The following is a 24,383-nucleotide window of genomic DNA, read 5'->3' on the forward strand; positions in this document are numbered from 1 at the left end:
ATTTCTGAATCAGGCTCGATGCTGAAATTCCTTGTTGCCGCATCTTTTTTGCCGAAAACCGGTACCCACTTTTCGGCGCGATGCTCTAGGTTGCGAGATCGGCGGGCTGCGGTCCGGCAGGAGTGAAGCAGCCGTCATTGCGAGCGCAGCGAAGCAATCCAGACTTGGCTCACACGGAGGACTGGATTGCTTCGCTGCGCTCGCAATGACGAAAATCCAGCTCGGCCATCAAAACGGCTTTCGTCCTAGAACAGGATGCGCCTCAGAGGGGCGGGTAGGGAGGACATATGCCGCAGCAACCTGTCCAGCGACAAGCTGCCGGATCCGGCAATCGATAGGACGAACATGCCCCCGGCGATGGCGAGGTCCTTCTCGAAATGCAGCAATTCGTTCTGGCTTGAGAAGTCCATGTGGAAAAGCGTTGCCGTCGCGAGGCAGAACAGGCCAAGCATGATGGCCCCAATGCGGGCAAGCACGCCGAGGGCAAGGGCCAGGCCTGCACCCAGTTGCAGCGTGATGACGCCGACGACCAGGGGCGCGCCGATGCCGATCACCGCCATGGCCTCCACGGTGCGCGTGAAATGCAGCGCCAGGGTCGTGCCTTCGTGAACGAAGATCAGGGCGAGCAGCAGCCTGCCGGCGAGCAGCATGGCATCGGCGAGCCCGGCCTTAATCTTGCTGATTGGGGTCATTGCAGCCACCTCCGGGAGAGAGGGCCGGCAAGTGCCTTGGCGCCTGCCGGCTCACACGTCACTTCGTCACCTTGGTATCGATGGCTTTCTGCAGGTCTTCGAGTTCCTCGCAGCCTTGGGGACACAGCTTGCCGAGTTCCGACAACTGCACCTTGGCCTTGTCGACGTCGCCTGTCTCGACATAGAGCTCGCCGAGATATTCCCGGGCGGCCTTGTGCCCGGGCTGCAGTTCCAGTGCCTTGGTGTAGTAGGTCACTGCCGTCTGGTAGTCGCCGGTCTTGCGCAGCGTGAAGCCGAGCAGATTGTAGACGTCGGCCTGCTGGGTGTCTTCGGCCAGGCCCCGCAGTTCCTCCAGCGCGCCGGTATAGTTCTTGGCCTCGATCTTGGCCTTGACGGAGGTCAGGTCGGGGGCATCGGTGGACTCGATATTGTCGACGGCATAGGCGGGTATCGAGAGCAGGGTGGTGGTCACCGCGGCCAAAGCCAGCGTGGCCACCGCGGTTGCGATTGCATATTTCAGCATGGTTTTCTCTCCTGAGGGCAGGGATATCGGGTTTCAGAGCTGCGTGGTCGGCGTGAAGCCATAGGCATTGCCGTCCTTTACGAAGGTCCCGCTGCCGGGGAACGGGAAATGCGAACCGCAGATCCTGACATTGTCGGCGATTACCCGGTCGATGAGCTTGCGCCGGGTGGCGATGGCCATGGGGCCATCCTGGTCATAGGCGCCTTGCCAGTCCGGATGCGGGGCGAGAAGGGCGGGCACGTACATGATGTCGGCCGAGACCATGAACTGCTCGTTGCCGGAACCGAGGAGGTAGACCGAGTGCCCCGGCGTGTGGCCTGGTGCCGACAGGATCTGGATGCCGGGCGCGACTTCCGCACCGTCCTGCACCAGCTTCCAGTTCTTCCATTTCGGAAAGTTCTCGACGATGCGCTTGCCGGCGGGCCGCCGCCCCTCGGCGAGCTTCTCGACACGCGACGGGTCCGTCCACCAATTATACTCCGTGGCGCTGACGATCAGTTCCGCATTGGGGAAGACGGGCGCGTTGGTGCCCTTTTCCATCAGCCCCCAGACATGATCGGGATGGAAATGCGAAATCATGATGGTGTCGATGGCCTTGTAGTCGATGCCGGCTGCGGCCATGTTGGCCGGCAGATGCGTGGCATTGGCCTGCCATTGGCCGACACCCGAGCCGGCATCCATCATGATCAGCTTGCCGTTGACCTTGAGCACGACCACCGTGAGGGGGATCGGCATGAACTCGGTGGTCAGGCCGGCCTTCGACAAGGCCGCCTTGGTATCCTCCACCGAGGCATTCTTGATGAAGGTCGGGTCGTGGGGCTTGCGCCAGATGCCATCATAGATGGCAGTCACCTCGATGGATCCGACCTTGTATTTGTAGAAGCCCACGCTTGGCTCGACCGGCGTCTGGGCGAGGGCAGGGGCTATGAATTCAAGTCTTCCCGCCAGGCCGAACGCCGCGGCGGCCGCCGCAGAACCCAGCACCGTACGGCGCGTCATCTTCAGCATTTTGGTCACTCCTGTTCAACGGCTCATGCCGGACGGCGCACTGGCAATCAGTGCCTCCGCTGAGTGACCAGACCCGAAGGCGCCCGGAGTTATTCCCGCGCGATGCAAAGTTTTTTCGAGAGCCCGTATCCGGCGCGCTGGGGTCGAGATACGCCGGGGCAAGGTCCCGCCCGTTCTAGACGGACGGCAGCGGCGTTTTTCCGCGTAGGGGCGATGCCTCCAGCAGGAGGCCCTGCAAGGATTGGCGGAGGGCCGGGGTGCAGGCGAGAACCTCGTGGTCCTCCAGCAGGCCGGGACCGTGCGGAAAGCCGCCGGTCCAGCCGCCGGCCTCTTCGACCAGGAGCAGGCCGGCGAGAACATCCCAGCTCTTGAGCGAGAGTTCGCAGAAGCCGTCGATGCGGCCGCAGGCGAGCGCTGCCAGTCCCATTGCCGCAGAGCCGTTCTGGACGAAGGCGTAGCCCTGCGCGAGGAGGCCATGGACCAGCCGTAGATAATCAGCCGCAGGGTGCCTGCTCGAATATCCTGCATCGACGATCGCATCCCATGGGCCTTGCGTGGTCCGGACCCGGATGGGCCGGCCGTTGCAGAAGGCGCCATGGCCGCGCCGGGCGGTGAAGATTTCGTCGCTGACGGGATCGTAGACGATGCCGCTCTGCGTCCGGCCATCGATGCAAAAGGCGATCGACACGGCGAAATGGGCTAGGCCGCGGGCGAAGTTCAGGGTGCCGTCGATCGGATCGATGACCCAGAGATGCCGCGCGGGAGCACCGCCGGTTTCCTCGGTCAGAATGCCGTCGGCCGGGAACGCCCCGGCGAGTTGGTCGATGAGGAAACGATCGATTTCCAAATCGGCCTGGGTCACCGGATCGTGCCGGCCTTTTTCGATGTTGGACGCGGCCTCGCAGGAGCGGAAGTGGCGACGTGCGATCGCTCCGGCCTCACGGGCACAGTCCTGGGCGAAGTGATGCCGCCGGTCGATATCGTCACCGGTCACGATTTCCGCTCGCGCCTTGCCAGCAAAGAGCGCCTGACGTCTTCCTCCGCCTCGTCGAGCAGGGAGGTGATGGCCTTGGCCGTGGCGGCCGGATCTCGCCTGGCGATGTTGTCGACGACGGCCTGATGCAAGGCGAGCGAATGGCCCTGGCCCTCGGGATTGTCGTCCGTCAGACGGAAGCTGATCACCAGGGCCGTCTCGATCAGCGCCGCGAGCGAGCCGATCAGTTCGTTGCCGGATATACGCAGGATGGCCTGGTGAAATGCCAGGTCCGGCACGGCGAAGCGTTCGCTGTCGTCGCCGGCCTGTTCCATTTGTGAGATCAGCCGCTGCAGCTGCGCAATCTGTTCGGCGCTGGCCCGCTCGGCGGCGAGGGCGGCTGCCATCGGCTCGATGGCGCGGCGCAGTTCGAACAGGGAACGCGCCTCTTCAGCCGTGGTTCTCGACCCGTAGCGCCAGACCAGCACGTCGGGGTCGAGAAAGTTCCAGTCCTGCCGGGGGCGTACGCGCGTGCCTACCTTGGGGCGCATTTCCACCATGCCCTTGTTGGCAAGCACCTTGACGACTTCCCGCAGCACCGTGCGGCTGACGCCATGGGCCGCGCTCCAGTCATCGGCATTCGGCAATTGATCGCCGGGCGCGAGTTCGCCCCGCACGATGCTCTGGCCGATGTCGTTGAGGAGGCGCGAATAGAGGCTTGTGCCGGTGGCATTCCCTCCCCGCGAAGTCATGGGCGAAACCTTGGAAGGAGGGACTGCATTCTTCATTCTATCCTTGTTGGCTAGATATCATGCCGCCGATATGCATCTCAGGACGATATGACGGTGGGGTGGAACGGCAAGCTTGCCTTGGTAAAGCTGCCGCGTCCAATCCCCACCGCGCCTGGATTCTTCAGATCACAACTTCATGTCGAGATTGATCCTGAAGGCATGGCCCTGGGTGTGGCTGGCAAGCTGGCCGGAATAGGTGGCGCCCAGGGTTGCGTTCGCCGAGAGCGCGACGTCGACGCCGGCCTCGACAGCCAGCGCATCCTTGGCGAGCGGCGCGCCGGCTATCGTGAAGGACGCGCCATTGTTGAAGGCGAGCTTTGCGTTCTGGGTCACGTCGTCGAAGGCGTGCTGCCAGCCAAGCGTGCCGCGCAGGGTCAGCGTGGTCCCGGCAAGGTCGAAGGCGGTCGAGGCATGGAGCCCCAATGTGGTGTAAACCATGTCCGTCGAGCTCTTCGGACTGGCCAGCGCAGCCGTGGTGCCGCCCTTCTCGGCAAAGCCATTCGTGTCCAGATGGACATAAGCGAGATTGGCGAAAGGCTCGAAGACGTTACGGCCCAGATCGAAGCGATAGCTGAGTTCACCAAAGGCCTGCGCCGTCGCGGCGTCGTAATGCCCCGAAAGCGTCTCGCGGAAGGCGGGGAACACCACGTTGCGCTTGGTGTCGACATTGTGCCAGCCATAGATGGCGCCGGTTCGAAAGCCGAGCTGCCCCCATCGCGTGCCGCCATAGAGGCCGACCTGGTAGTTGTTGCTGGACCCGTCCGAACTCCGGGCGGAAACGTCGAAGCTGGTGTGGCTGTAGCCGGCGAGGACGCCGAGGCGCCAGTCCCCGACCGGCGCATCGATGCCGCCGATGAAGCCGCCGCTGGTGCGGTCAAAAGAGGCGGCGTCACCCGAGCCTTCGGCCCTGCCAGTGGCGGCGAAGGGCGTGCCCCAGACGACGATGCCGTCGGTGCTGCCAGTGGCGACCCCGCCGGACGTTCCGGCGATGCCGCCGAAGGCCGAGCGCAGGCGCCGGTTGGCCGCATCACGCGGGTAGCGGCTGTCTTCGATAAGGGCACCCTTGATATCGGCGTGGATCTCGCCCGAAAGTGCGTTTCCGAACGGGCGCACGTAGCGGTAGAAGCCGATTGCGGTCTCACCGGGATGGTTCGGGTCTTCCTCCCGGTTCAGAATATGCATCGACCAGCCGTCGGGCGTGTTCTTGAAGACCAGCCCCTCGATCTCCTGCTCGCCGTCGATCTTGAGATTGCCGATGAGCTCGACCTGCCCCGTCAGCAGATTGGCGCGGTAGATCAGCTTCTGGTCGTTATCGGTCGAAAAATACATCCAGCCATTGAAGATCTTGCCGCCTTGCGCCTGATCGATGGTCTGCGACAGGGGAATGTATTTCTGGAACGACCAGTCCGAAATATTGTAGACGGCGAGTTCGGTCGCGTTTTCATAGGCCATGCCGTAGCCGACACCGTTCTTGGCGTCCACGGCCACCCAGCTGGCGACGTCATGCGTACCGTGCGGTGGATTGAGCGCGAATGCCTGGCCCAGATAGGTCAGTGTCTTGGCGTCATAGATGGCGAAGACCGGTCGTTCGTATTTCTCGTTGGTGGTCGGCGAGCGGTTGCTCGTGTCCAGGGAGATGTAGAGCTTGCCGTCGGCATAATCGATGTCGCCGATATGGTTGAGCCCGATATCCGAAAACTGGGAGGGGTTCTTCAGGATGTCCGGAATGGCGGGCGTGACCAGCAATTTGGGATCGAAGGAGCCATTGGTCATTTCCAGGGCATTGGTGCCGGAAAAATACCAATTGGTGCCATCGGTGGTGACGCCTTGCCCACGGGAGGCGTCCACACCCGAGAACATCGTCTTTTCGACCATGATCCACGGCTCGACCGCGAGGGCCGGCAGGCTGGTGGCAGCCAGCAGCGACAGGCCGGCAAGGCATGGCCATGCGGCCCTGCGCAGCCGATATTTGGGGTGGGCGCAGGTAAGGGGAGGGCAAGGAGCGGCGTCTTCAGGCGGCTTGCTCGGCCTGTCAGGCGTTGTCGCGGTCATGGTCTCGATCTCTCGGGGTAGGGGTCTTGTGGTTGCGCGGCAGGCGCGCGGCAGCATCCGCCGGCCCGCAGGTCGGCGATGACGTTCGAAAATTTGGCTAAGGCAACGTGACCCGGCCGGGGCGTTAACCGCCCGGCCCTGGACATTGGCAGGGACTGGGAAGAGGCGCGCCATTACGGGCAAATTCGTATCGGCGCGAGGAAGGTACAGTCAGAGCTTCGGCTTGCTGAAGCGTGCCGTCATCCGCAGTGCGGAGAGGGGGATCCCGGCGAAATGGCGAGCTGAGTGAGAATTTCCTATCGATGGTCATTATGCGCGGTCGCGAGCAGACTGCTTCGATGCACAGTCCGATGAGCGGCCTGGCCCAGTGCTTGCTCGACGAGGTGCTTCATAGAGATCGCTCGTGACAATAGTATGAATAATATGAAGAATAGAAGGGGGCATCGTCGAGCCTGGCCGAGGCGGCTCGGCTGGCGAACGCGACGTCGGAATTCCGGCAGATAGCCTGGGAAAAAGAGCGGAACTATTCCGCCGCTGCCCGATTGAGCGAAGCGATCAGGTCGGTGAAGCGCTCGCCCTGCACCGCGACATGGTCATAGAGGCGCGTGGAGGCGAGGGTGCTGTCGCCGGCCAGCAGGGCATCAACGATGGCTTCATGCTCGGCCAGCGACGTGCGCATGCGGTTGCGCACGCGTAGTTGCAGCCGGCGGAAGGGGGCGAGGCGCTTATGCAGGGCCGTGGCTTGCTCGGCGATGAAATCGTTGCCGCTTGCCACATAGATGGCGCGATGGAAGCGCTCGTTCTCGTAATAATAGACGTCCATGTCGCCGCTGTCGGCCGCCTTGCGGCAGGCTTCGAGCGTCTCCCTCAGTGCGGCCTCGTCGCTCGGCAGCAGGCGGCGGGCGGCGAGGCGCCCACAGATCGCCTCGAATTCGGCCATCAGGCTGAACATGTCGATCAGGCGCTTGGGGTCGGGCGCGCTGACGATGGCGCCGCGATGCGGGCGAATCTCGACCAGGCCGGCTGCCGCCAATTGCTGGAGAGCCTCGCGGATCGGTGTGCGCGAGACCCCGAACCGGGCCGCCAGCGAGACCTCGTCGAGCCTGTCGCCGGGCTTGAACACGCCGGTGGCGATTTCCTCTTCGATCTGGTTGCGCAGGCGGGTCGCGGGTTTTTCGCTCATGGCCGATATCCTCCGCAATCTCGTACGACTCCCGGCACGAGGGAGTCAATCTCGTAAAACTTGTATACAATTTTATTGTAACTGTTTCAAAATTGCAATAATGATGAATGCAACCGCAGGCGGAACCAGCCAGCCTCGGATGGATTGAAGAGGAAAACGCCATGTCGCTCACCCGGAGGCAGATCCTGACTGCCGCACTCGCAACGCCATTGGTCATCCGGTCCGCCGGGGCTGCCCGCGCCGCCACCACGCTGAAGATGTCGCACCAGTTTCCCGGCGGCACCATCGAGCAGGGTGATTTTCGCGACCGGCTCTGCCGCATCTTCGCCGCCGAGGTGGAGAAGCGCACCGGCGGCGCCCTGAAATTCGACGTCTATGCCAATGCCTCGCTGATGAAGACCAACGCACAGTTCTCGGCCATGCGCCGCGGCGCCTTGGACATGTCGCTGTTTCCAGTCGCCTACGCCGGCGGCGAACTGCATGCCACCAATCTGGGCCTGATGCCCTGCCTGGTGACGAGCTATGAGCAAGGTGCGGCCTGGAAGAATGCCGAGATCGGCAAGGCGCTCTCCGGCATCCTGGAGGCCAAGGGCATCAAGATCATCGCCTGGGTCTGGCAGGGCGGCGGCGTGGCCTCGCGCGGCAAGCCGGTATTGACGCCGGACAGCTCCAAGGGGCTGAAGATCCGCGGCGGCAGCCGGGAAATGGACCTGATGTTCACCGCCGCCGGGGCGCAGGTCTCCACCATGCCCTCGAACGAAATCTATATCGGCATGCAGACCAGTGCGCTCGATGCGGCCGTGACATCCTCGACAAGCCTGATCTCCTTCCGCCTGGAAGAACTCGCCAAATCGCTGACCTCGGCGCGGAAGGGTTCCTTCTGGTTCATGCTCGAACCGCTGCTGATGTCCAAGACCATCTTCGATGCCCTGCCTTCCGATCAGCAGAAGACACTCCTCGATGTCGGCGCCGAGATGGAAGGCTGGGCCACCAAGCAGGCGCAACATGACGACGAGGAGGTCGCCAAGGTCTATGCCGCCAAGGGTGTCGAAGTCGCCGATTTCAGCGCGGCCGATCTCGCCGAATGGCGCAAGATCGCCGAAGCCAGTTCCTGGAAGGATTATGCGGCCCGTTCGAGCGAGGCCGCGGAATTGCTGAAGCTCGCGCAGAAGGTGGCGTGAGATGAGCGGCTCGATCCAGCACGACGCCATCCTCGCTGGCGACGAAGCCGGTCCGGCCGAGCGGGCGGGGATCGTGCATCGTGCCTTCGCCGCGGTCAACGCCGTCGCCTTCCGGCTTTCGGCCGTGGCTCTGCTGGCGGCGGCAGTCGTCCTCACCTTCGGCGTCATCACCGGCCATATCACCCGCCAGTCGGTGCTGTGGCAGGACGAGGTCACCATCTACCTGATCGCCGGCGCCATCTTTCTGTCGGCGGCCTCGGTGCAGGCTGTGCGCGGCCATGTCGGCATCGATATCCTCGATCATTGGCTGCCGGCTGCCGCCGGTACCAGGCGGCTGGTGGTCGATGCGCTGGTTCTCTTCTTCTGCATCCTGTTCGCCTGGAAATCCGGCTCGCTGCTGCATGAAGCCTGGGTGGACGAGCAGACCTCACACTCGGCCTGGGGGCCGCCTCTGTGGATTCCCTATTCCCTGTTGACGGCGGGCATGGTGCTGCTGGCGGCGCAAGTCGCCCTGCAGGTGGCGGAACGCTCGCTGCCGATCTTCGTCATCGTGCTGCTCGCCTTCGCCGCTTTCGCCCTGTGGTCGCGGCCGCCGCTGCCGCTGCTGACCGGCTTGCCGCAATGGGGCATCGGCGTCGCCTACTGCACCGCGACGCTGATCGTATTGTTCTCGGGCATGCCGATCGCCTTCGCGCTCGGCGTGGTGGCTCTGACCTTCATGATCCTGTTCATGCCGGCGGCCTCGATCGATACGCTGGCGCAGAACTTCTACGAGGAACTGGCCAATGTCATCATCCTCGCCATTCCGCTCTTCATCCTGAAGGGCGCGGCGATCGGTCGTTCCAATGCCGGCAAGGATCTCTATTCGGCCTTGCATGCCTGGCTCTATCGCATTCCAGGCGGCCTCGGCGTCGCCAACACGGTCGCCTGCGGCCTGTTCGCCGCCATGGCGGGCTCCTCGCCCGCCACCTGCTCGGCCATCGGTGCAGCCGGCATCCCGGAGATGCGGGCCCGTGGTTATTCGGGCGGCTTTGCCGCCGGCATCATCGCGGCGGGGGGCACGCTCGGCATCCTCTTGCCGCCCTCGGTGACCATGCTGCTCTATGCGGTGGCGGCCGAGGTTTCGCTCGGCAAGCTGTTCCTGGCCGGAATCGGCCCCGGCCTGCTCTTGATGACGATGTTCGCCGTCTACGCCATGCTGCATTACCGCAAGGAGAAGCGGCAGGCCCTGGTGCAGGCTGAGCGCACGGGCATTCGTTCGGCCATCCTGCACGAGGAGAGCTACACCTTCGCCCAGAAGCTGCGCATGATCGGCTGGGTGGTGCCCTTCGTCTCGATCCTCGCTGGTGTGATGGTGGTGCTCTATGCCGGCTGGGCCACGCCCTCGGAGACGGCCGGCGTCGGCGCCGTGCTCGCCTTGGCGGTGATCTCGGCCATGTACGGCATCTGGCGGCCTTCCAAGGTGATGCCGATCCTGTCGGGCACGCTGCGGGAATCGACCATGCTCCTGATGATTATCGGCATGTCGCTGCTCTATTCTTATGTGATGAGCTATCTTCAGATCAGCCAGTCGGCGGCGGCCTGGATCATCAGCCTGGACCTGTCGAAGTGGCTGCTGCTCACCGCCATCCTGCTCTTCGTGGTCGTCCTCGGCTTCTTCCTGCCGCCGGTCTCGATCATCCTGATGACGGCGCCGATCATCCTGCCGCCCTTGAAAGCGGCCGGCTTCGACCTGATCTGGTTTGGTGTGGTGATGACCATCGTCATGGAGATGGGCCTCATACATCCGCCGGTCGGGCTCAACATCTTCGTGATCAAGAATATCGCGCCGGACATCCCGCTCGGGGATATCATGCGCGGGACGCTGCCTTTCGTCGGATTGATGGCGTTGGCGGTGGTGCTGGCCTGCCTGATACCCGGCCTCGCCACCTGGCTGCCCGGTCTGATCATGGGGTAATCCAATGAATTGGCATGGTGAACAGCGATGAGCAGAAATTTCCTGCAGGAATTCCTGGAAGCAGTGGCCGAGCGGGGGAGGGGGCTCATCGGTCTTGAGCGCCCTGCATCCCCGGTGCGATCGGGCGATCTGCTGGCGCTCAGCAATGCGCTGCTGACGGGCCGGGGCGAGGTTTCCGGCGTCGCCCTGGCGCAGCAATGGCTCGACGCTTATGCCGCAGCCGACGAGGAGCAAAGGCGGCGCCATCTGGCGGCGCTGGCTGACGGCTTCGGTCCTGACCAGCCGCGCCTCGATGCGGCGATAGAGGCCTATCTGCAGGACAAGTCGCCCCGGGCGATGGCCGAGCTCAGCGTGGCCGCAGAGCCGAGACGCCAGGAGCTCTTCCGCCGGCTCAACCGCCCCGCCGGCGGCACGGCCGCCCTGGTGCGGCTGCGCGAGGACGTACTCGCCGACCTGCAGGGCAATGCGAAGCTGGAGGCCCTCGATGCGGACCTTGCCCATCTGTTCTCGTCCTGGTTCAACCGGGGCTTCCTGATGCTGAAACGGATCGACTGGACGACACCGGCGAACATCCTTGCCAAGATCATCCAATATGAGGCCGTACACACCATCCATAGCTGGGAGGATCTGCGCAGCCGGCTGGAGCCTTCGGATCGGCGCTGTTTTGCCTTCTTCCATCCGCAGATGGCCGACGAGCCGCTGGTGTTCGTCGAGGTGGCGCTGACGCGGGACATACCGGCGACGATCGCGCCGCTGCTCGCTCTCGAACGCAAGCCGATCCGGGCCGAGGATGCGACCACCGCGGTGTTCTATTCGATCTCCAATTGCCAGACCGGCCTGCGCCGCGTCTCCTTCGGCAATCTCCTGATCAAACAGGTGGTCGAGGAACTCCGGCGCGACCTGCCGAAGCTGAAGACCTTCGTGACTTTGTCGCCGGTTCCCGGCTTCATGGGCTGGCTGAAGCGGGAGCTCGCCAAGGAGGACCCCCATATTCCGGGTGTCGCCGACCTCTCGGTGCTGGAGGGGCTGTTCCAGCCAGCCGAACAGGGCGGCACCGGGCCGACGGAAGCCATGCGTGAGGCGCAGCTGGCCGCCGCCGCTCATTATTTCCTGGTGGCCAGGACCCCGTCGGGTGCGCCGATCGACCCGGTGGCGCGGTTCCATCTCGGCAATGGAGCCCGCCTCGAGCGCATCAACTGGCGGGGCGACGTCTCGCCCAACGGATTGCGCCAGGCCGGCGGCTTCATGGTCAATTATCTCTATGACCTCGATGCCATCGAAGCCAATCATGAGGCCTTCGCCAATCAGGGCGTGATCGCCGCCAGCGCGGCCGTGCGCAAGCTGCTGAAAGCCACGGAAGCGAAACCGGCGCGTCGCAAACCAGCCGTACCGGCCTTGCCGCCGCCCGCCCGCAGCGCCGATGCGGCCCAGCGGCCTCGTCCCAATTCTTGAGGAAATTTGCGTGTCGAACCATCTGTTCAGCCTGATCCGTTCCCGGATGCCGGAAGCGGGAAAACCCTTCCTCACTCTCGCCGATGGCCGCGGCTTTGATTATGGCGCCGTGCTTGCCTGGTCGGGCCGCTATGCCAATGCCTTGCGCGGCTATGGGGTCGAAACGGGCGACCGCGTGGTCGTCCAGGTCGAAAAGAGCCCGCAGGCGGTGTTTCTCTATCTGGCCTGCCTGCGCGCCGGCGCGGTGTTCGTGCCCCTCAACACCGCCTATACCAAGGCGGAGCTCGATTATTTCGTCGGCGATGCCGAACCGCGACTCCTGGTCTGCGCGCCGGAAAAGGCGGATGAACTCGGCGAGATCGGCACCCGGCTCGGTGCTGCCGTCGCGACCTTGGGAAGCCATGATGACGGCTCGCTCGCCGAAGCGGCGAAAGCCGCACCGGAGAGCTTCGACGATGTCGCGCGCGGCGAGGACGATCTGGCGGCGCTGCTCTATACCTCCGGCACCACGGGGCGTTCCAAAGGCGCGATGTTGACGCATGGCAACTTGGCTTCCAACGCCGTTACCCTGGCTGCCTATTGGCGCTTCAGCCAGGCCGACGTGCTGCTGCACGCCCTGCCGATCTTCCACACCCATGGCCTGTTCGTGGCCATCAATACCACGCTGATGGCGGGATCCTCGCTGATCTTCCTGCCGCGCTTCGATGCGGCAGAGGTGCTGCGCCATCTGCCCGGCGCCACCTGCATGATGGGCGTGCCGACCTTCTATGTGCGCCTCCTGCAGCAGGAGGGCCTCACTGCCGAGGCGACCGCCCATATGCGGTTGTTCGTATCGGGATCGGCGCCACTGCTGTCGGAGACCCATGAGCAATGGAGAGCGCGCACCGGCCACGCCATTCTCGAACGCTATGGCATGACCGAAACCAACATGATCACCTCCAACCCCTATGACGGGGCACGCGTGGCCGGCGCCGTCGGCATGCCGCTGCCGGGCATCGCGCTGCGCATCGTCCAGCCGGAGACGGGCGAAGCCTTGCCGCAGGGCGAGATCGGCATGATCGAGGTGAAGGGTCCCAATGTGTTCAAGGGCTATTGGCGCATGCCGGAGAAGACCAGATCGGAATTCCGGCCCGACGGCTTCTTCATCACCGGCGATCTCGGCAAGATCGACGCCCAGGGCTATGTCCACATCGTCGGACGCGGCAAGGATCTGGTGATTACAGGTGGCTACAACGTCTACCCCAAGGAAGTGGAGACGGAAATCGACGGCATTCCCGGCGTGTTCGAGAGCGCCGTGATCGGCGTGCCGCATGCCGATTTCGGCGAGGGAGTCACGGCGATCGTGGTGCGCAAGCCCGGCGCCACCGTGGAGGAAAGGACGATCCTTGCCACCCTGGAGGGGCGCCTCGCCAAGTTCAAGCAGCCCAAGCGCGTGCTCTTCGTCGACGAATTGCCGCGCAACACCATGGGCAAGGTCCAGAAGAACGTGTTGCAGACAACCTATCGCGATCTCTACGCGCGGGGGTGAGGCGTGAAAGCCTTCTCCCCTTGTGGGAGAAGGTGCACCGAAGGGGCGGATAAGGGGAGAAACGCACCCTTGAAAGGTATGCGCCAACACCCCTCATCCGTCATTGCTGCGCAATGCCACCTTCTCCCACAAGGGGAGAGGGTTTATCGCGCGCGCGATTTCCGCGTCAGCCCAGCTTCGGCTCGAGCTGCGTCGACCACAGCGAGGCGTCGGCGGCGTCGCGCAGCGTGACGGTCATCACCCGCGTGTCGGCGGCGATGGCGACGTGGCCGAAGAATTGCAGGCCGGCTGCGGGCGACAGGTTCTGCTGGCCGCCTTCCGGCGCCTTCACATATTTGAGCTCGGGACCGAAGGTCATGTCGAGGTCGTTGGGCCCGAACGTGCCCGAATGGAGCGGGCCGGAAACGAATTCCCAGAAGGGATCGAAGTCCTGGAAGGCCGCCTTGTCCGGATTGTAGTAGTGGGCGGCGGTGTAGTGGACGTCGGCCGTCAGCCACACCGTGTTCTTCACGCCGGCCGCCTTGATGAAGCGCAGGAGATCGGCGAATTCGAGTTCGCGGCCGAGCGGCTTGCCGTTGTCGTTGTTGGAGACGGCTTCGAAGCCCTTCTTCTGCTCGGCCTTGTCCCACACCACCAGCGCCAGCGGCATGTCGGCTGCGATCACCTTCCAGGTCGCCTTGGAATTGGCGAGTTCGCGCTTGAGCCAGGCAAGCTGCTCGGCGCCGAGGAAGGCCGCTTCCCCGCCTTCCGTGGTCTGCAGATTGGCGCCGTTCGGGCCGCGATAGGTGCGCATGTCGAGCATGAAGACATCGAGCAGCGGGCCGTAGGGGATCTTGCGATAGACGCGGCGCGGCTCTGCCAGCGTGGTGGCGATCGGCATATATTCGTGGAAAGCCTGCGCAGCGCGTGCCGCCAGGGCCGCGATCGACTTTTCCTTGTAGCGATCGTCGCTGAGCAGGTCCTTGGACGAGGACCAGTTGTTGGTCACCTCATGGTCGTCCCACTGGGTGATGACCGGAACCTCGCGGTAGAGCGCGCGGAAGTTCTTGTCCATCAGGTTGTATTTGTACTGTCCGCGATACTCGTCGAGGGTCTCGGCGACCTTGGACTTTTCCGGCGTGACGATGTTCTTCCAGACGGTGCCGTCGGGCAACTTCACCTCGGGCTTGATCACGCCGTCGGCATAGATGTTGTCACCGGAATGGATGAAGAAATCCGGGTTGTGCTTGAGCATGGCCGAATAGATCTTCATGCCGCCGCGATCGGCATCGATGCCCCAGCCCTGGCCGGCGGTGTCGCCGGACCAGACGAAGGAGACGTCGCGCAGCCCGGCCGGGGCCGAACGCAGGTGCCCGGTGACCACTTCGCTCTCGACGCTGGTATGGGCGAGGTCCTGGAAGCGCACGCGGTAGAAGATCTCCTGGTCCGCCGGCAGGCCCTCGGCCAGGATCTTCACGGTGTAGTCGGTCTCGGGGGAGGCGGTCACCGTCGGCAGCCGGTTCACCGTCTTGAAGCTCTCGGTCGTCGACCATTCGAAGATCGCATTGGCCGGGCGGTCCGTGCGCGACCACAACACCGCCCTGTCGCCGGCAACGTCGCCCGACTGCAGGCCGGCCGTAACCTCGGGGCGGTCGGCAGCGCGGGACAGGCCCGGCACGGCGAACGTGCCCGTGGCTCCGAGGAGGCCGGTTGCTGCGGTTGCGGTGAGGAAGCGGCGGCGGGACAAAGGTCTTTCGATGAAGCGCATGGCGACTCTCCAGCTTGAATTGCGCTCCTTCTTGGCCATCGACATGACAGTGGCATGTCAAATGGTTGGAGGAATTATAAACTGTGTGCAGTGAGGCGGGTTCAGAACAGGCCCTGTAGAAAATTTCACAGGCAGCACGCTTTCACCTGTGGCACAAAGCGTTTGGGGATTTGGCGGAAACGTCAAGAATCGCAAGACGCGCCGAACCAAAGAGCTGAAGCAAAGAAGAGTTTCCGCCCAAATGGCTTTGCTCTCGGGGATAGGGATCTTTCATCTAGCAGACCGGGTATTTTATGATTTTCCTGAAGAAATCTGAGCGTAAATGCGGTGTTCGTCGCTGGGTCATCCTGGCCAGTGTGGCGCTTGTCGCGCAGGCCTCATCACAGGCCCTGGCCGAACCCGCCACCGAGCAAGGTGCCAAGGCGATCCGAGACGAGATTGCCCGTTATCTCGGCCCGAAAGTGTTCGAGAAGGGTATCGTCGCCGTCAAACCCAATGGCGAGAGCTATGATCTCACCTATGATGTCAGCAGCAGCAAGCTCGGCCTGCCTGCAGACGGCGCCCAATTCAGCTTCGGTCCGTTCACCGCCCGCCTGATCCCCCAGGGAGAGGGCAAGTATGCTTTCGAGCAGAGCAGTCCTTCGCTCGATATGGTCTACAAATCGGGCAAGGCCGGACCGCAGAGCGAACTGGTCCAGCGCTTGAAGAATTGTACCGGGAAGGGGATCTATGACCCCAAGGCCGAGCAATTTACCGATCAGACCATGCGTTGCGAGTCAGCCGTTCTTACGATGCGCACGCCGCTCGAGGACATCGACGCCACCGTTGGCAAGATCGATTTCACCATCACCGGCAAAACGGGGGAGGCCGGCACGGCGGATCTGAACGTGACCGGTGACCTGCTGGACCTGGTCGAGACGGTCACCGTCAAGGATCCCGCCAATCCCGCGCCGCCGATGGTGCTGCGCGCGGATCGCGTGCACGAGACCTTCGTGGCCAATGGCTCCAGCGGTTCGCAATTCATGCAGGCCCTGGCCTATTTCGCGGGCCGCAAGGCTGGGGACAATGGCAAGGCGGCCCAGGAGCAGGCGCGGGCCAAGCTGAAGGCCGTGTTGCCGCTGTGGAAAACACTGTCCGCGCAGATCCGTTATGACAACATGACGGTGGGAACACCCAAGGGCATCATCCGGATTGCCACGGTGGATACCAACCTCGCTTCGAACGGCCTGGTGAAGACGGGCAATGTCGGCCTGAATCTGGCCATGAGCGGTCTTGTGCTGCCGGACGGCATGCTGCCCGACTGGGCCAGGTCCCTGGTGCCGGAAAAGGCGACGCTCGATTTCAACCTGACCGGTCTCGATCTCGAGACGATCGCCGGCAAGATGATCGAGGTTGGCACCGACACCAAACCGGCTCAACCGGATGCGCTCAAGGCGGCGTTGATGCCATTGCTTCTGGCGGGCCAGCCCAAGCTCGCTTTCGGCCAGAGCCTGACGGCACCTGCCTATGATGTGAGGGGACAGGGGGAGACCTCGCTGCTGCCAGCGCAACAGGGCAAGGCGACGGTTTCGGCTTCCAACCTGGACGAGATCACAGCCTCTCTCGGCAAGGCCGGTGCCTCCGATGCCGGGCCGCAACGTGCGGCCATGGGCATCGCCTTCCTCAAGGGGCTGGCCAAGACCGGGCCGGACGGCCGGCTGACCTGGGACATCGACTTCGACAGTCTTGCTCGCAAAGTCACGGTGAACGGTCAGTCCTTCGGGCCGGGCGCGCAGAAATAGAGCGCTTCCAAACAGCCGGCAGGATTCCGAGGGCGGCCTTTATCGAAAGGCCGCCCTCTTTGCGTCCGGAGCAGGGCGAGAGGTCAGGCCAACTCCTTGGCCAGCAAATGGCGAACTTCCGCCACAAGGGCGGATTCGCCGGCCTGGGGCGGCAGGATGGAGAATTCGATGTCGGGCATGGCCGGCAGGCCGAAACCGGCATCGAGAATGGCCATGCCGGCGGGTATGGCGGAACGGTTGAGGCAGGCCACGCCCAGGCCGGCAGCGAGCGCCAGGTGCAGGCCGGCAACTCCGGCGGCCGAATGGGCGATCTCATAATCGATATCGCTTTGGTTGAGCGCGCGGATGATCAGGCGCTGGAGGGCACAGGCCTCTGGAAGCACGACCAGCGGCAGGCGCTGGGCAGCATCAAGGGCGAGGGCCGGCGAGGCGACCCAGCACAACGGCTCGCGGCCGAGCCGGATGCGGCCGTCTTCGTCGGACGCACTGTCCTTGTCGAGAAGGCGCATGGACAGGCCGATGTCGAAGTCGCGACGGCTCTCGATCATCAGGCTCTGGCGGGTCGCGACATGCAGCCTGAGCTGCGGGTAGCGCTCACGCAGGCGCTTGAGCAGGAGCGTGATCGTCGCCGGGCGGAAATAGTCGGTGATGGCCAGGCGCAGATCGCCGGCGAGCGGCATGCCCATGACATCGCGGAAAGCCTCCTCGCTGAGTGCCAGCAGCCGGCGCGCATGCACGACCAGGCGCTCGCCGGCCGGTGTGAGGCTGGCGCCGAGCTTGCCGCGCACCAGCAAGGGTACGCCGCAATGCTGCTCGAGCTTGCGCATCTGCTCGCTGACGGCCGATTGCGAGCGATGGACCCGTGGCGCCGCTGCCGACAGGCTGCCCGTTTCGGCGATGGCGACGAGGGTCTGCAGGAGATCGAGATCGAAAGGGCGCATTTATCCATCCGTTTTTCCGATGGATGATATCATACATTCCCGGTTTTCCGATTGAAAGCGTGCCCTTATACAACCGCGATCCGCGTTGGAGGAGCCGACGGGTTGTCGGAGTTTCGAATGTCAAGTCTACGATTGTATATGTTCCAGTCCGGCACCCAGCGCTGCAAGCTGCACCACATCAAGATGAACCAGGGCGAGGGGGACGACTACGAGATCCCGGTGCCCTGGTTCCTGGTGATGCATCCGGAAGGCGCGGTGCTGATCGACGGAGGTCTGGCGGCGGAAGGCCTTGCCGATCCCAGAGCCTATTGGGGCGGCAGCGTCGAGGTCTTCCGCCCGGTGATGACACCGGAACAAGGCTGCCTCGCCCAGCTCGAAACTCTCGGCATCCGGCCCGGCGATATCCGCTTCGTGCTGCTCTCGCACCTGCATTCGGATCATACCGGCGCCGTCGGGCGCTTTCCCAATGCCACCTACATCGTGCAACGTCGGGAATATGAATATGCCTTCGCTCCGGACTGGTTCTCGGCGGCCGCCTATGTCCGCCGGGACTTCGACCGGCCGGACCTTGCCTGGCAGTTCCTGGAGGGCGAGGCCACGGACGACTTCGACCTCTATGGCGATGGCGTCATCCGGATCCTGTTTACGCCGGGCCATTCCCCCGGCCACCAATCCGTCATGGTCGATCTTCCGAACAGCGGGCCGTATCTACTGGCGATCGATGCCGCCTATACCTGGGACCACTGGAACGAGAAGGCACTGCCAGGCCTGATGAGCTCGGCCAGCGATGCGGCGCGCTCGGTACGCAAGCTGCGTTTTCTCGCCGACCGGATGGGAGCGACGGTGGTACCGGGCCATGATCCCGAGGCCTGGGCCGGTTTCAGGCAGGCGCCCCGCTTCTACGATTGACCGCCACTCAGGCCTCCAGCGCCTGGGCGAGATCGGCGATCAGGTCCTCGGCGTTCTCGATGCCGACACTCAGGCGGATGGTGGCGTCGGTCACGCCGAGCTGCGCCCTCAGCTCGGCCGGAACGCCCGAATGGGTGGTCGAGGCGGGATGGCTGGCAAGGGACTCGGTGCCGCCGAGGCTGACGGCGAGCTTGAACACTTTCAGCGCGTTGAGCATTCGGAAGGCCTCGGCCTGGCCGCCCTTGATCTCGATGGAGAAGGTCGAGCCTGCGCCGGTGCATTGCCGCTCGAATACCCGGCGTGCCGGACTGTCCTCCGGCAGCGCATGCAGGGCATGCACGGCGACGACGCCGGCATGGGCGGCCAGGAAGTCGGCGACGGCCACGGCATTGCGCGCGGCGGCCTGCATGCGCAGCGACAAGGTTTCGAGCGAGCGGCCGAGCATCCAGCAGGTGTGGGGATCCAACTGGGTGCCGACGGCGCTACGCAGGGCTCGCACCGGCTTCAAGGCCGTTTTGCTGCCGATCGCCGCGCCGGCGATGAGATCGCTGTGGCCGCCGATATATTTGGTGGCCGAATAGACCACGATATCGACGCCATGGCCGAGAGGCCGCTGGAAGAGCGGCCCCAGCAGCGTGTTGTCGCAAATGATCACCGGGCGTGCACCCTGCATGTCGGCAATGCGATCGGCAACGGCGCCGACGAGGGAGAAGTCGACCAGCGTGTTGACCGGATTGGAGGGCGTCTCGATCAGGATGGTGCTGACCCGGCCTGCCGCCATCGCCTTGTCGGCAGCCTGGTTGATCGAGGCGGCATGAAGGCCGTCCATGAAGCCCGCATGCCCGATGCCGAAATCGGCGAGGGTGCGGGCGAGCAGCGTCTCGGTGCCGCCATAGAGCGGCTGGCTGTGCAGCACGACATCGCCGGGGCGGGCATAGGCCAGCACGGCCATGGAGATGGCGGCCATACCCGAGGAGAACAGAAGGGCGGCTTCGCCGCCTTCATAGATGGCGAGGCGGTCCTCGACGATCTCGGTATTGGGATGGTTGAAGCGCGAATAGACCAGCCCGGCCGCGCTGCCGGCGGGCGGGGTGCGCCGGCCCGAGGTGTAGTCGAAGAAATCGCGCCCGTCCTCGGCCGACTGGAACACGAAGGTGGAGGTGAGAAACACGGGCGGCTTCACCGAACCTTCCGAGAGGGCCGGGTCATAACCATAGCCCAGCATCAGGGTCTCGGGATGCAGGGCGTGGTTGTTGAGCATATGTTTGTGGCTGCGATCGACGGCCATGACCGGCTCCTTTCACGTGTAACGTCGGAAGCGGTGGTGTGGCACGTATGGTGCGGTCGGCCATGAAGTCTGTCAAAGGGAAGGAGTCGATCGCCGGATCGACCGACTCCTTCGGCGAATTGGGAGGGCATCAGGACCTCGACTCCGCTGCCAAGGGCTCAGCAACGAAATCGGGTGCTTCATGCCGGCTCAATACTCGACGACGCCATCGAGCGCGTAGTGTTTGATGGTCTTCCGGTTGGCGATCAACTCGTCGATCGTGGGCTCACCGGTCATGGCGCGGCGGATAGCGAGCTTGGTCGCCTCGTAGTTGGTGCGATAGAGGTCGGCCTTGTCGAGATTGGGGTCCGCCGGGCAGCGCGGATCGAGCCAGATCGTGATGATGATGCAGATCTTGTCTGTCTGGTCCTTTGGCAGCACGCCCTCGATGACGCAGTCGACGATCGCGTCGCCGGTCGCTCCTTGAACGACTCCGCCGAGAAGCTCGACATAGGCGGCATTGTGGATCGTCACCTTCGTCGTCATCATGGTGGCGGGACGGACGAGCTGGTTGAGGTCACGCACCACGAACATGCGGGTATGTCCGACCGTCTGGCCGAGCATGGCGGCGAAGCCGTGGCCGACCGGCCCGTCGACGGAGCCGATCAGCACCTCCGGCATGGCATCCGTGTATTGGCCTTCCTTGGCGAGCACGGTGGCTTCGCCGGTGCGAAAGATGATGTCGGTCAAGTCACTGCTCCTGTTCCGGTCTCAATCGGCACGATGAGACCTTTTTGCGGCAGCGGATGATGGGCCGGCGGTCCTGAAAACCGCAAGCCTTGGGGCTTGTGAAAAAAGGACGCATAGTCGTTCTCGGGAGTCGGGGAGCCTGGCTCCAAGCCCGCGTTGTGACGAGTTCTCGCGACAATTGGTGGTTCCATCGATCACAAGGCGCTTTGGCGCTATGGTCGCAGTTCCAACCTCGTGGTGGCTCCCTTCGTCATTGCGAGCCGAGCGAAGCAATCCAGTCTTTCACGCATGGCACCAGCTGGATTGCTTCGCTCCGCTCGCAATGACGGTCGAGCAACAGGACCATGATTGTAGCTCTAGCCTGGCAGGCCGAGTTCCGCCCGCACCTTTTTCGACAAGCCACGCGAGACGATGAAATGCGACTGACGCAGATAGTCGCGCAGTTCCTCGTCGCTCAGGCCTGGCTCGGCATAATGCTGGATCCACTTCATGCCGCGCGAAGCCAGATAGGGGGCGGGACGCAGGCCGGGCTGCTCCCTGAGCACCTCATAGGAGATCTCGCTCACCTTGAAGGTGTAGCGCGGTACACCGTCCTGCTGGCCGCCGATGGCGAAGACCTTACCGCCGACCTTCCAGACATGGGCTCCGCCCCATTGCACCACATGGCTGGTGGCGGGCAGCGCGCCGCAGAAGGCGTTGTACTCCTCGTGGGTCATGCCGCCAAAGCTGGGAGCTTGCGGATCGCCACCTTGTTGTCGTGGAAGGCACCGCCGCCGACGGGGGCGGGCGCATCGGCCCCCGTCAGGGTGTTGATGCCCTTGCCGTCCTCATAGGCGCTGTTCGGCCAGATCGACTCGGCCACCAGCACGCCGCGACGCAGGCCCTCGAAGAGCTTGGCGTGCAGGCGGACCTTGCCGCGCGGGCTTTCAAGCTCGACCTTGTCGCCGTCCTCGATGCCGTGGGCGGCGGCATCGTCGGGATGGATCAGCACATCGGGCCGTTCTTCTTTGGCGAGCGAGGTCGGGGTTTCCGTGAAGCTCGAATTGAGGAAATTCCGGGCCGGGCTGGTGGTCAGGCGGAAGGGGAAGGCCTCGTCCGCCAGCTCGATCGCCGTCCAATGATCGGGGAAGGCGGGCATGTCATGCACCGGCCCGAACTTGGCGGGCGCCGCATAGGGATTCTTCGGCCAGTCTGCCTTGAGGCGGAACTTGCCGTCGGGCCAGCCGAAGCCTTTCAGGAAATGAGCCTCCTCGAAAGGCTGCTGCACGTCGAGCCAGCGCTTTTCCTCCAGCTCTGCCAGTGTACCGCGATTGGAGGCCTGCAGGGTGCGGTCGATCAACTCGCGCGGATCCATGGCGAAGGCGGGGTGTTCGGCGCCGACGCGGGCAGCGATGGCGCTGATCACCTCGTGATTGTTGCGGCATTCGCCCGGCGGTTCGATCAGCTTGGGGCCGAGCAGGATGTGCTGCTGCCCGCCGCCCTGGTAGACGTCGTCATGCTCGACGAACATGGTGGCCGGCAGGATGATGTCGGCCATGCGGGCGGTATCGGTCATCACCTGCTCATGCACGACGGTGAAGAGGTCCTCGCGGGCAAAGCCCTGCTTCACCTTGTCCTGGTCGGGCGCGACCGACATCGGATTGGTGTTCTGGATCAAGAGCATTTTCACCGGGCCGCCGCCGCACAGGGCTTCGGCATCGCCGGTGAGGATGGGGCCGATACGCGTCTGGTCGAGCTCACGGACCTTGGGGTCGCGCACGTCCAGGCCCTCGATCAGCGTCTTGCGCCAGCCGAACATACCCGAATTGGAGTGCAGCGCGCCGCCGCCCTCATGTTGCCAGGCACCCATCACCACGGGAATGGCGCTGACCGCATGCATCGAAGCCGCGCCGTTGCGCGAGCGGGCAAAGCCATAGCCGAGGCGGAAGAAGGTCCGGGGCCGCTCGCCCAGCAGCTTGGCCAAGGCCTCGATATCGGCCACCGGCACGCCGGTGATGTCGGAAGCCCATTGCGGCGTGCGGCTGGCGAGATGGGCCTCGAATTCGGCCGGATGATCGGCGAATTTGGCGAGATAGGCCCGGTCGGCATGGCCGTCGCGGAACAGCACATGCATGAGGGCGCAGGCCAGCGCCCCGTCCGTGCCGGGCTTGAGGATGATCTTGACGTCAGCCTGCTGCATGGTGGCGTTGTCATAGACGTCGACGGCCACAATCCTGGTGCCGCGCTTCTTGCGAGCGGAGGCGGCGTGGGTCATCACATTGACCTGCGTCACCACCGCATTGGTGCCCCACAGCACGATGCAGTCGGATTGCGCCATCTCGCGCGGATCGGTACCGGTCATGCGGCCATGGCCGGCGAGATAGCCGGACCAGGACAGTGACGTGCAGATGGTCGAATACTGGCCCGAATAGCGCTTGGCATTGCGCAGGCGGTTGATGCCGTCGCGCATGACCAGGCCCATGGTGCCGGCATAGTAGTAGGGCCAGACGCTTTCGGCCCCGAAATCGCGCTCGGCTGCCAGCATGGCCTCGGCGGTGCGGTCGAGCGCCTCGTCCCAGCCGATGCGTGTATACTGGCCAGATCCCTTCGGGCCGGTGCGCATCAGGGGGTGGAGCAGGCGATCCTTGTGATGCACGCGCTCGGCATAGCGGGCGACCTTGGCGCAGATCACGCCCTTGGTGAAGCTGTTGTCGGCGGCACCATAGACCCGCCCCATGGTGTTGCGGTCGAGCACCTCGATCTCGAGGGCACAGGTCGAGGGGCAATCATGCGGGCAGGCAGAGGCCCTGCGGATCGGGCCAAGCGGTTTGTTCATCGGGATCTCGTCATCTCACCGTCGCATCGTAGGGCGAGGAGGCCGTAAGAGCCAGCCTTGCGTGCAGGCATTGCGAGAATTGATCGATCCATTCATGCGGGGAATGGCTCGCATGCGTATCATCCAGGCAGGGCGCGGGCGGCCTCCAGCACCTCGGCGACATGGTCCGCCACACGCACCTTGGACCAGACGCGGGCGACGATGCCCTTGCCGTCGATCAGCAGCGTGGTGCGCTCGATGCCGAGATAGGTGCGGCCATACATCTGCTTTTCGCCCCAGACGCCATAGGCGTTGAGCATGTCGAGGCTTTCGTCGGAGGCGATTGCCGTGGTCAATCCGTGCTTTGCCACGAATTTCTGCTGCTTGCGCACAGGATCGTGCGAGATGCCGAGCAATTCCGCGCCCGCGGCGGCGAAATCCGCTTTGGCCGCCGAGAACTCCACGGCTTCACGCGTGCAGGCCTGGGTGTCCGCCTTGGGATAGAAGAAGATCACCAGTTTGCGGCCACTGAAGTCCTCGAGCCGGACGGTGCCGCCATCGGCGAGGGGGAGGGAAAAGGCGGGAGCGACCTCGCCGACCTGCAGGGGATGCATATGCCTTCCTTTTGGCAAAATGGTACGTCAGAGCACAATCGTGTATGTTTCGGGACAGGCGCGGTCCAGGCCGTTCTGCATCCGGGCACTCGTCTTTCGCGATGGATTGCCCCGATGCGTGTTTGCCCAGCGTATCCGCGGATAAGACGATTTGGAATTGTCGGCTTATCTCAACAATTTGCATCTTCATCCTACTGCGTCTCCTTAACGGTACGGCAACCTGGGTGAGGCCATCATCTC

Annotated in this window: 20 protein-coding genes and 1 pseudogene; 7 read left to right on the forward strand and 14 right to left on the reverse strand. The window is 63.9% G+C overall.

Annotated elements, in window-relative coordinates; genetic code table 11:
• Positions 1-245: 245 nt before the first annotated feature.
• From BA190_RS16900 to BA190_RS16930, 7 genes are all read right to left on the reverse strand, one after another.
• Positions 246-692, reverse strand: coding sequence for a DoxX family protein (locus tag BA190_RS16900; protein ID WP_068289861.1), 447 nt, complete (start codon positions 690-692; stop codon positions 246-248).
• Between the two features lie 58 nt (positions 693-750).
• Entirely contained in the window at positions 751-1,215 is a 465-nt protein-coding gene (locus tag BA190_RS16905) for a M48 family metallopeptidase (protein ID WP_068289863.1), read from the reverse strand.
• A 33-nt stretch (positions 1,216-1,248) separates the two neighbouring features.
• Positions 1,249-2,223, reverse strand: a complete 975-nt coding sequence (locus tag BA190_RS16910) for an MBL fold metallo-hydrolase (RefSeq protein ID WP_068289868.1) — start codon at positions 2,221-2,223, stop codon at positions 1,249-1,251.
• Between the two features lie 175 nt (positions 2,224-2,398).
• Positions 2,399-3,217 carry an inositol monophosphatase family protein gene (locus tag BA190_RS16915; protein WP_068289869.1) on the reverse strand — a complete coding sequence of 273 codons (819 nt, stop codon included), beginning with the start codon at positions 3,215-3,217 and terminating at the stop codon, positions 2,399-2,401.
• Positions 3,214-3,948 (reverse strand): FadR/GntR family transcriptional regulator, encoded by a 735-nt coding sequence (locus tag BA190_RS16920; protein ID WP_245314766.1) that lies wholly within the window; start codon positions 3,946-3,948, stop codon positions 3,214-3,216. Before BA190_RS16920 ends, BA190_RS16915 begins: the two co-directional genes overlap by 4 nt.
• A 165-nt stretch (positions 3,949-4,113) precedes the next feature.
• Complete coding sequence (locus BA190_RS16925) at positions 4,114-6,039, reverse strand: autotransporter domain-containing protein (RefSeq protein WP_068289878.1); 1,926 nt, start codon at positions 6,037-6,039, stop codon at positions 4,114-4,116.
• Positions 6,040-6,562: 523 nt separating this feature from the next.
• On the reverse strand, positions 6,563-7,222 hold the full coding sequence (locus tag BA190_RS16930) for a GntR family transcriptional regulator (protein WP_068289880.1): 660 nt from the start codon (positions 7,220-7,222) through the stop codon (positions 6,563-6,565).
• A gap of 161 nt (positions 7,223-7,383) precedes the next feature.
• On the opposite strand from BA190_RS16930, the gene dctP reads away from it, so the two are divergent.
• The 5 genes and pseudogenes from dctP (at position 7,384) to BA190_RS16950 (ending at position 13,340) form a co-directional block, all read left to right on the forward strand.
• Positions 7,384-8,403, forward strand: coding sequence for a TRAP transporter substrate-binding protein DctP (gene dctP / locus BA190_RS16935; protein WP_068289883.1), 1,020 nt, complete (start codon positions 7,384-7,386; stop codon positions 8,401-8,403).
• 1 nt (position 8,404) lies between these two features.
• Positions 8,405-8,920, forward strand: a pseudogene (locus BA190_RS36850) (TRAP transporter small permease); the annotation flags it as partial.
• Between the two features lie 96 nt (positions 8,921-9,016).
• Positions 9,017-10,360 (forward strand): TRAP transporter large permease, encoded by a 1,344-nt coding sequence (locus BA190_RS16940; RefSeq protein ID WP_068289992.1) that lies wholly within the window; start codon positions 9,017-9,019, stop codon positions 10,358-10,360.
• Between the two features lie 27 nt (positions 10,361-10,387).
• Positions 10,388-11,812 (forward strand): malonyl-CoA decarboxylase, encoded by a 1,425-nt coding sequence (locus tag BA190_RS16945; protein WP_068289888.1) that lies wholly within the window; start codon positions 10,388-10,390, stop codon positions 11,810-11,812.
• Positions 11,813-11,822: 10 nt separating this feature from the next.
• A complete protein-coding gene (locus BA190_RS16950) occupies positions 11,823-13,340 on the forward strand; it encodes a malonyl-CoA synthase (RefSeq protein WP_068289890.1) in 1,518 nt (505 codons plus the stop codon).
• Between the two features lie 166 nt (positions 13,341-13,506).
• Here the strand turns inward: BA190_RS16950 and BA190_RS16955 are convergent, their stop codons facing one another.
• On the reverse strand, positions 13,507-15,087 hold the full coding sequence (locus tag BA190_RS16955; protein ID WP_068289892.1) for an alkaline phosphatase: 1,581 nt from the start codon (positions 15,085-15,087) through the stop codon (positions 13,507-13,509).
• A 293-nt stretch (positions 15,088-15,380) separates the two neighbouring features.
• Between BA190_RS16955 and BA190_RS16960 the strand changes: the two genes are divergently transcribed.
• Positions 15,381-16,868 (forward strand): hypothetical protein, encoded by a 1,488-nt coding sequence (locus BA190_RS16960; protein ID WP_068289898.1) that lies wholly within the window; start codon positions 15,381-15,383, stop codon positions 16,866-16,868.
• Positions 16,869-16,951: 83 nt separating this feature from the next.
• Here the strand turns inward: BA190_RS16960 and BA190_RS16965 are convergent, their stop codons facing one another.
• Positions 16,952-17,809 (reverse strand): LysR family transcriptional regulator, encoded by an 858-nt coding sequence (locus BA190_RS16965; protein ID WP_068289900.1) that lies wholly within the window; start codon positions 17,807-17,809, stop codon positions 16,952-16,954.
• Between the two features lie 117 nt (positions 17,810-17,926).
• Between BA190_RS16965 and attM the strand changes: the two genes are divergently transcribed.
• The gene (gene attM / locus BA190_RS16970) at positions 17,927-18,718 is read left to right on the forward strand and encodes an N-acyl homoserine lactonase AttM (RefSeq protein WP_082979801.1); all 792 of its coding nucleotides are present in this window, start codon (positions 17,927-17,929) and stop codon (positions 18,716-18,718) included.
• Positions 18,719-18,725: 7 nt separating this feature from the next.
• On the opposite strand, the gene BA190_RS16975 is transcribed toward attM, so the two are convergent.
• The 5 genes from BA190_RS16975 to BA190_RS16995 form a co-directional block, all read right to left on the reverse strand.
• Positions 18,726-20,006 carry a cystathionine gamma-synthase family protein gene (locus tag BA190_RS16975; RefSeq protein WP_068289906.1) on the reverse strand — a complete coding sequence of 427 codons (1,281 nt, stop codon included), beginning with the start codon at positions 20,004-20,006 and terminating at the stop codon, positions 18,726-18,728.
• 189 nt (positions 20,007-20,195) lie between these two features.
• Complete coding sequence (gene fae, locus BA190_RS16980) at positions 20,196-20,735, reverse strand: formaldehyde-activating enzyme (protein ID WP_068289909.1); 540 nt, start codon at positions 20,733-20,735, stop codon at positions 20,196-20,198.
• 356 nt (positions 20,736-21,091) lie between these two features.
• Positions 21,092-21,451 (reverse strand): MmcQ/YjbR family DNA-binding protein, encoded by a 360-nt coding sequence (locus tag BA190_RS16985; RefSeq protein ID WP_068289912.1) that lies wholly within the window; start codon positions 21,449-21,451, stop codon positions 21,092-21,094.
• Entirely contained in the window at positions 21,448-23,550 is a 2,103-nt protein-coding gene (locus BA190_RS16990) for a molybdopterin-dependent oxidoreductase (RefSeq protein WP_068289914.1), read from the reverse strand. Before BA190_RS16990 ends, BA190_RS16985 begins: the two co-directional genes overlap by 4 nt.
• Positions 23,551-23,669: 119 nt before the next feature.
• Positions 23,670-24,143 carry a peroxiredoxin gene (locus BA190_RS16995; RefSeq protein ID WP_068289918.1) on the reverse strand — a complete coding sequence of 158 codons (474 nt, stop codon included), beginning with the start codon at positions 24,141-24,143 and terminating at the stop codon, positions 23,670-23,672.
• Positions 24,144-24,383 lie beyond the last annotated feature (240 nt).

The sequence above is a fragment of the Labrys sp. WJW genome, from assembly GCF_001676615.1.
GTDB lineage: Bacteria > Pseudomonadota > Alphaproteobacteria > Rhizobiales > Labraceae > Labrys > Labrys sedimenti.

What these genes read in the sequence shown, in the direction of transcription:
- BA190_RS16900 (WP_068289861.1), bottom strand. Translation starts at nt 692, where the DNA reads ATGACCCCAATCAGCAAGATTAAGGCCGGGCTCGCCGATGCCATGCTG.
- BA190_RS16905 (WP_068289863.1), bottom strand. Translation starts at nt 1,215, where the DNA reads ATGCTGAAATATGCAATCGCAACCGCGGTGGCCACGCTGGCTTTGGCC.
- BA190_RS16910 (WP_068289868.1), bottom strand. Translation starts at nt 2,223, where the DNA reads ATGCTGAAGATGACGCGCCGTACGGTGCTGGGTTCTGCGGCGGCCGCC.
- BA190_RS16920 (WP_245314766.1), bottom strand. Translation starts at nt 3,948, where the DNA reads ATGACTTCGCGGGGAGGGAATGCCACCGGCACAAGCCTCTATTCGCGC.
- BA190_RS16925 (WP_068289878.1), bottom strand. Translation starts at nt 6,039, where the DNA reads ATGACCGCGACAACGCCTGACAGGCCGAGCAAGCCGCCTGAAGACGCC.
- BA190_RS16930 (WP_068289880.1), bottom strand. Translation starts at nt 7,222, where the DNA reads ATGAGCGAAAAACCCGCGACCCGCCTGCGCAACCAGATCGAAGAGGAA.
- dctP (WP_068289883.1), top strand. Translation starts at nt 7,384, where the DNA reads ATGTCGCTCACCCGGAGGCAGATCCTGACTGCCGCACTCGCAACGCCA.
- BA190_RS16945 (WP_068289888.1), top strand. Translation starts at nt 10,388, where the DNA reads ATGAGCAGAAATTTCCTGCAGGAATTCCTGGAAGCAGTGGCCGAGCGG.
- BA190_RS16955 (WP_068289892.1), bottom strand. Translation starts at nt 15,087, where the DNA reads ATGCGCTTCATCGAAAGACCTTTGTCCCGCCGCCGCTTCCTCACCGCA.
- BA190_RS16960 (WP_068289898.1), top strand. Translation starts at nt 15,381, where the DNA reads ATGATTTTCCTGAAGAAATCTGAGCGTAAATGCGGTGTTCGTCGCTGG.
- BA190_RS16965 (WP_068289900.1), bottom strand. Translation starts at nt 17,809, where the DNA reads ATGCGCCCTTTCGATCTCGATCTCCTGCAGACCCTCGTCGCCATCGCC.
- attM (WP_082979801.1), top strand. Translation starts at nt 17,927, where the DNA reads ATGTCAAGTCTACGATTGTATATGTTCCAGTCCGGCACCCAGCGCTGC.
- BA190_RS16975 (WP_068289906.1), bottom strand. Translation starts at nt 20,006, where the DNA reads ATGGCCGTCGATCGCAGCCACAAACATATGCTCAACAACCACGCCCTG.
- BA190_RS16985 (WP_068289912.1), bottom strand. Translation starts at nt 21,451, where the DNA reads ATGACCCACGAGGAGTACAACGCCTTCTGCGGCGCGCTGCCCGCCACC.
- BA190_RS16990 (WP_068289914.1), bottom strand. Translation starts at nt 23,550, where the DNA reads ATGAACAAACCGCTTGGCCCGATCCGCAGGGCCTCTGCCTGCCCGCAT.
- BA190_RS16995 (WP_068289918.1), bottom strand. Translation starts at nt 24,143, where the DNA reads ATGCATCCCCTGCAGGTCGGCGAGGTCGCTCCCGCCTTTTCCCTCCCC.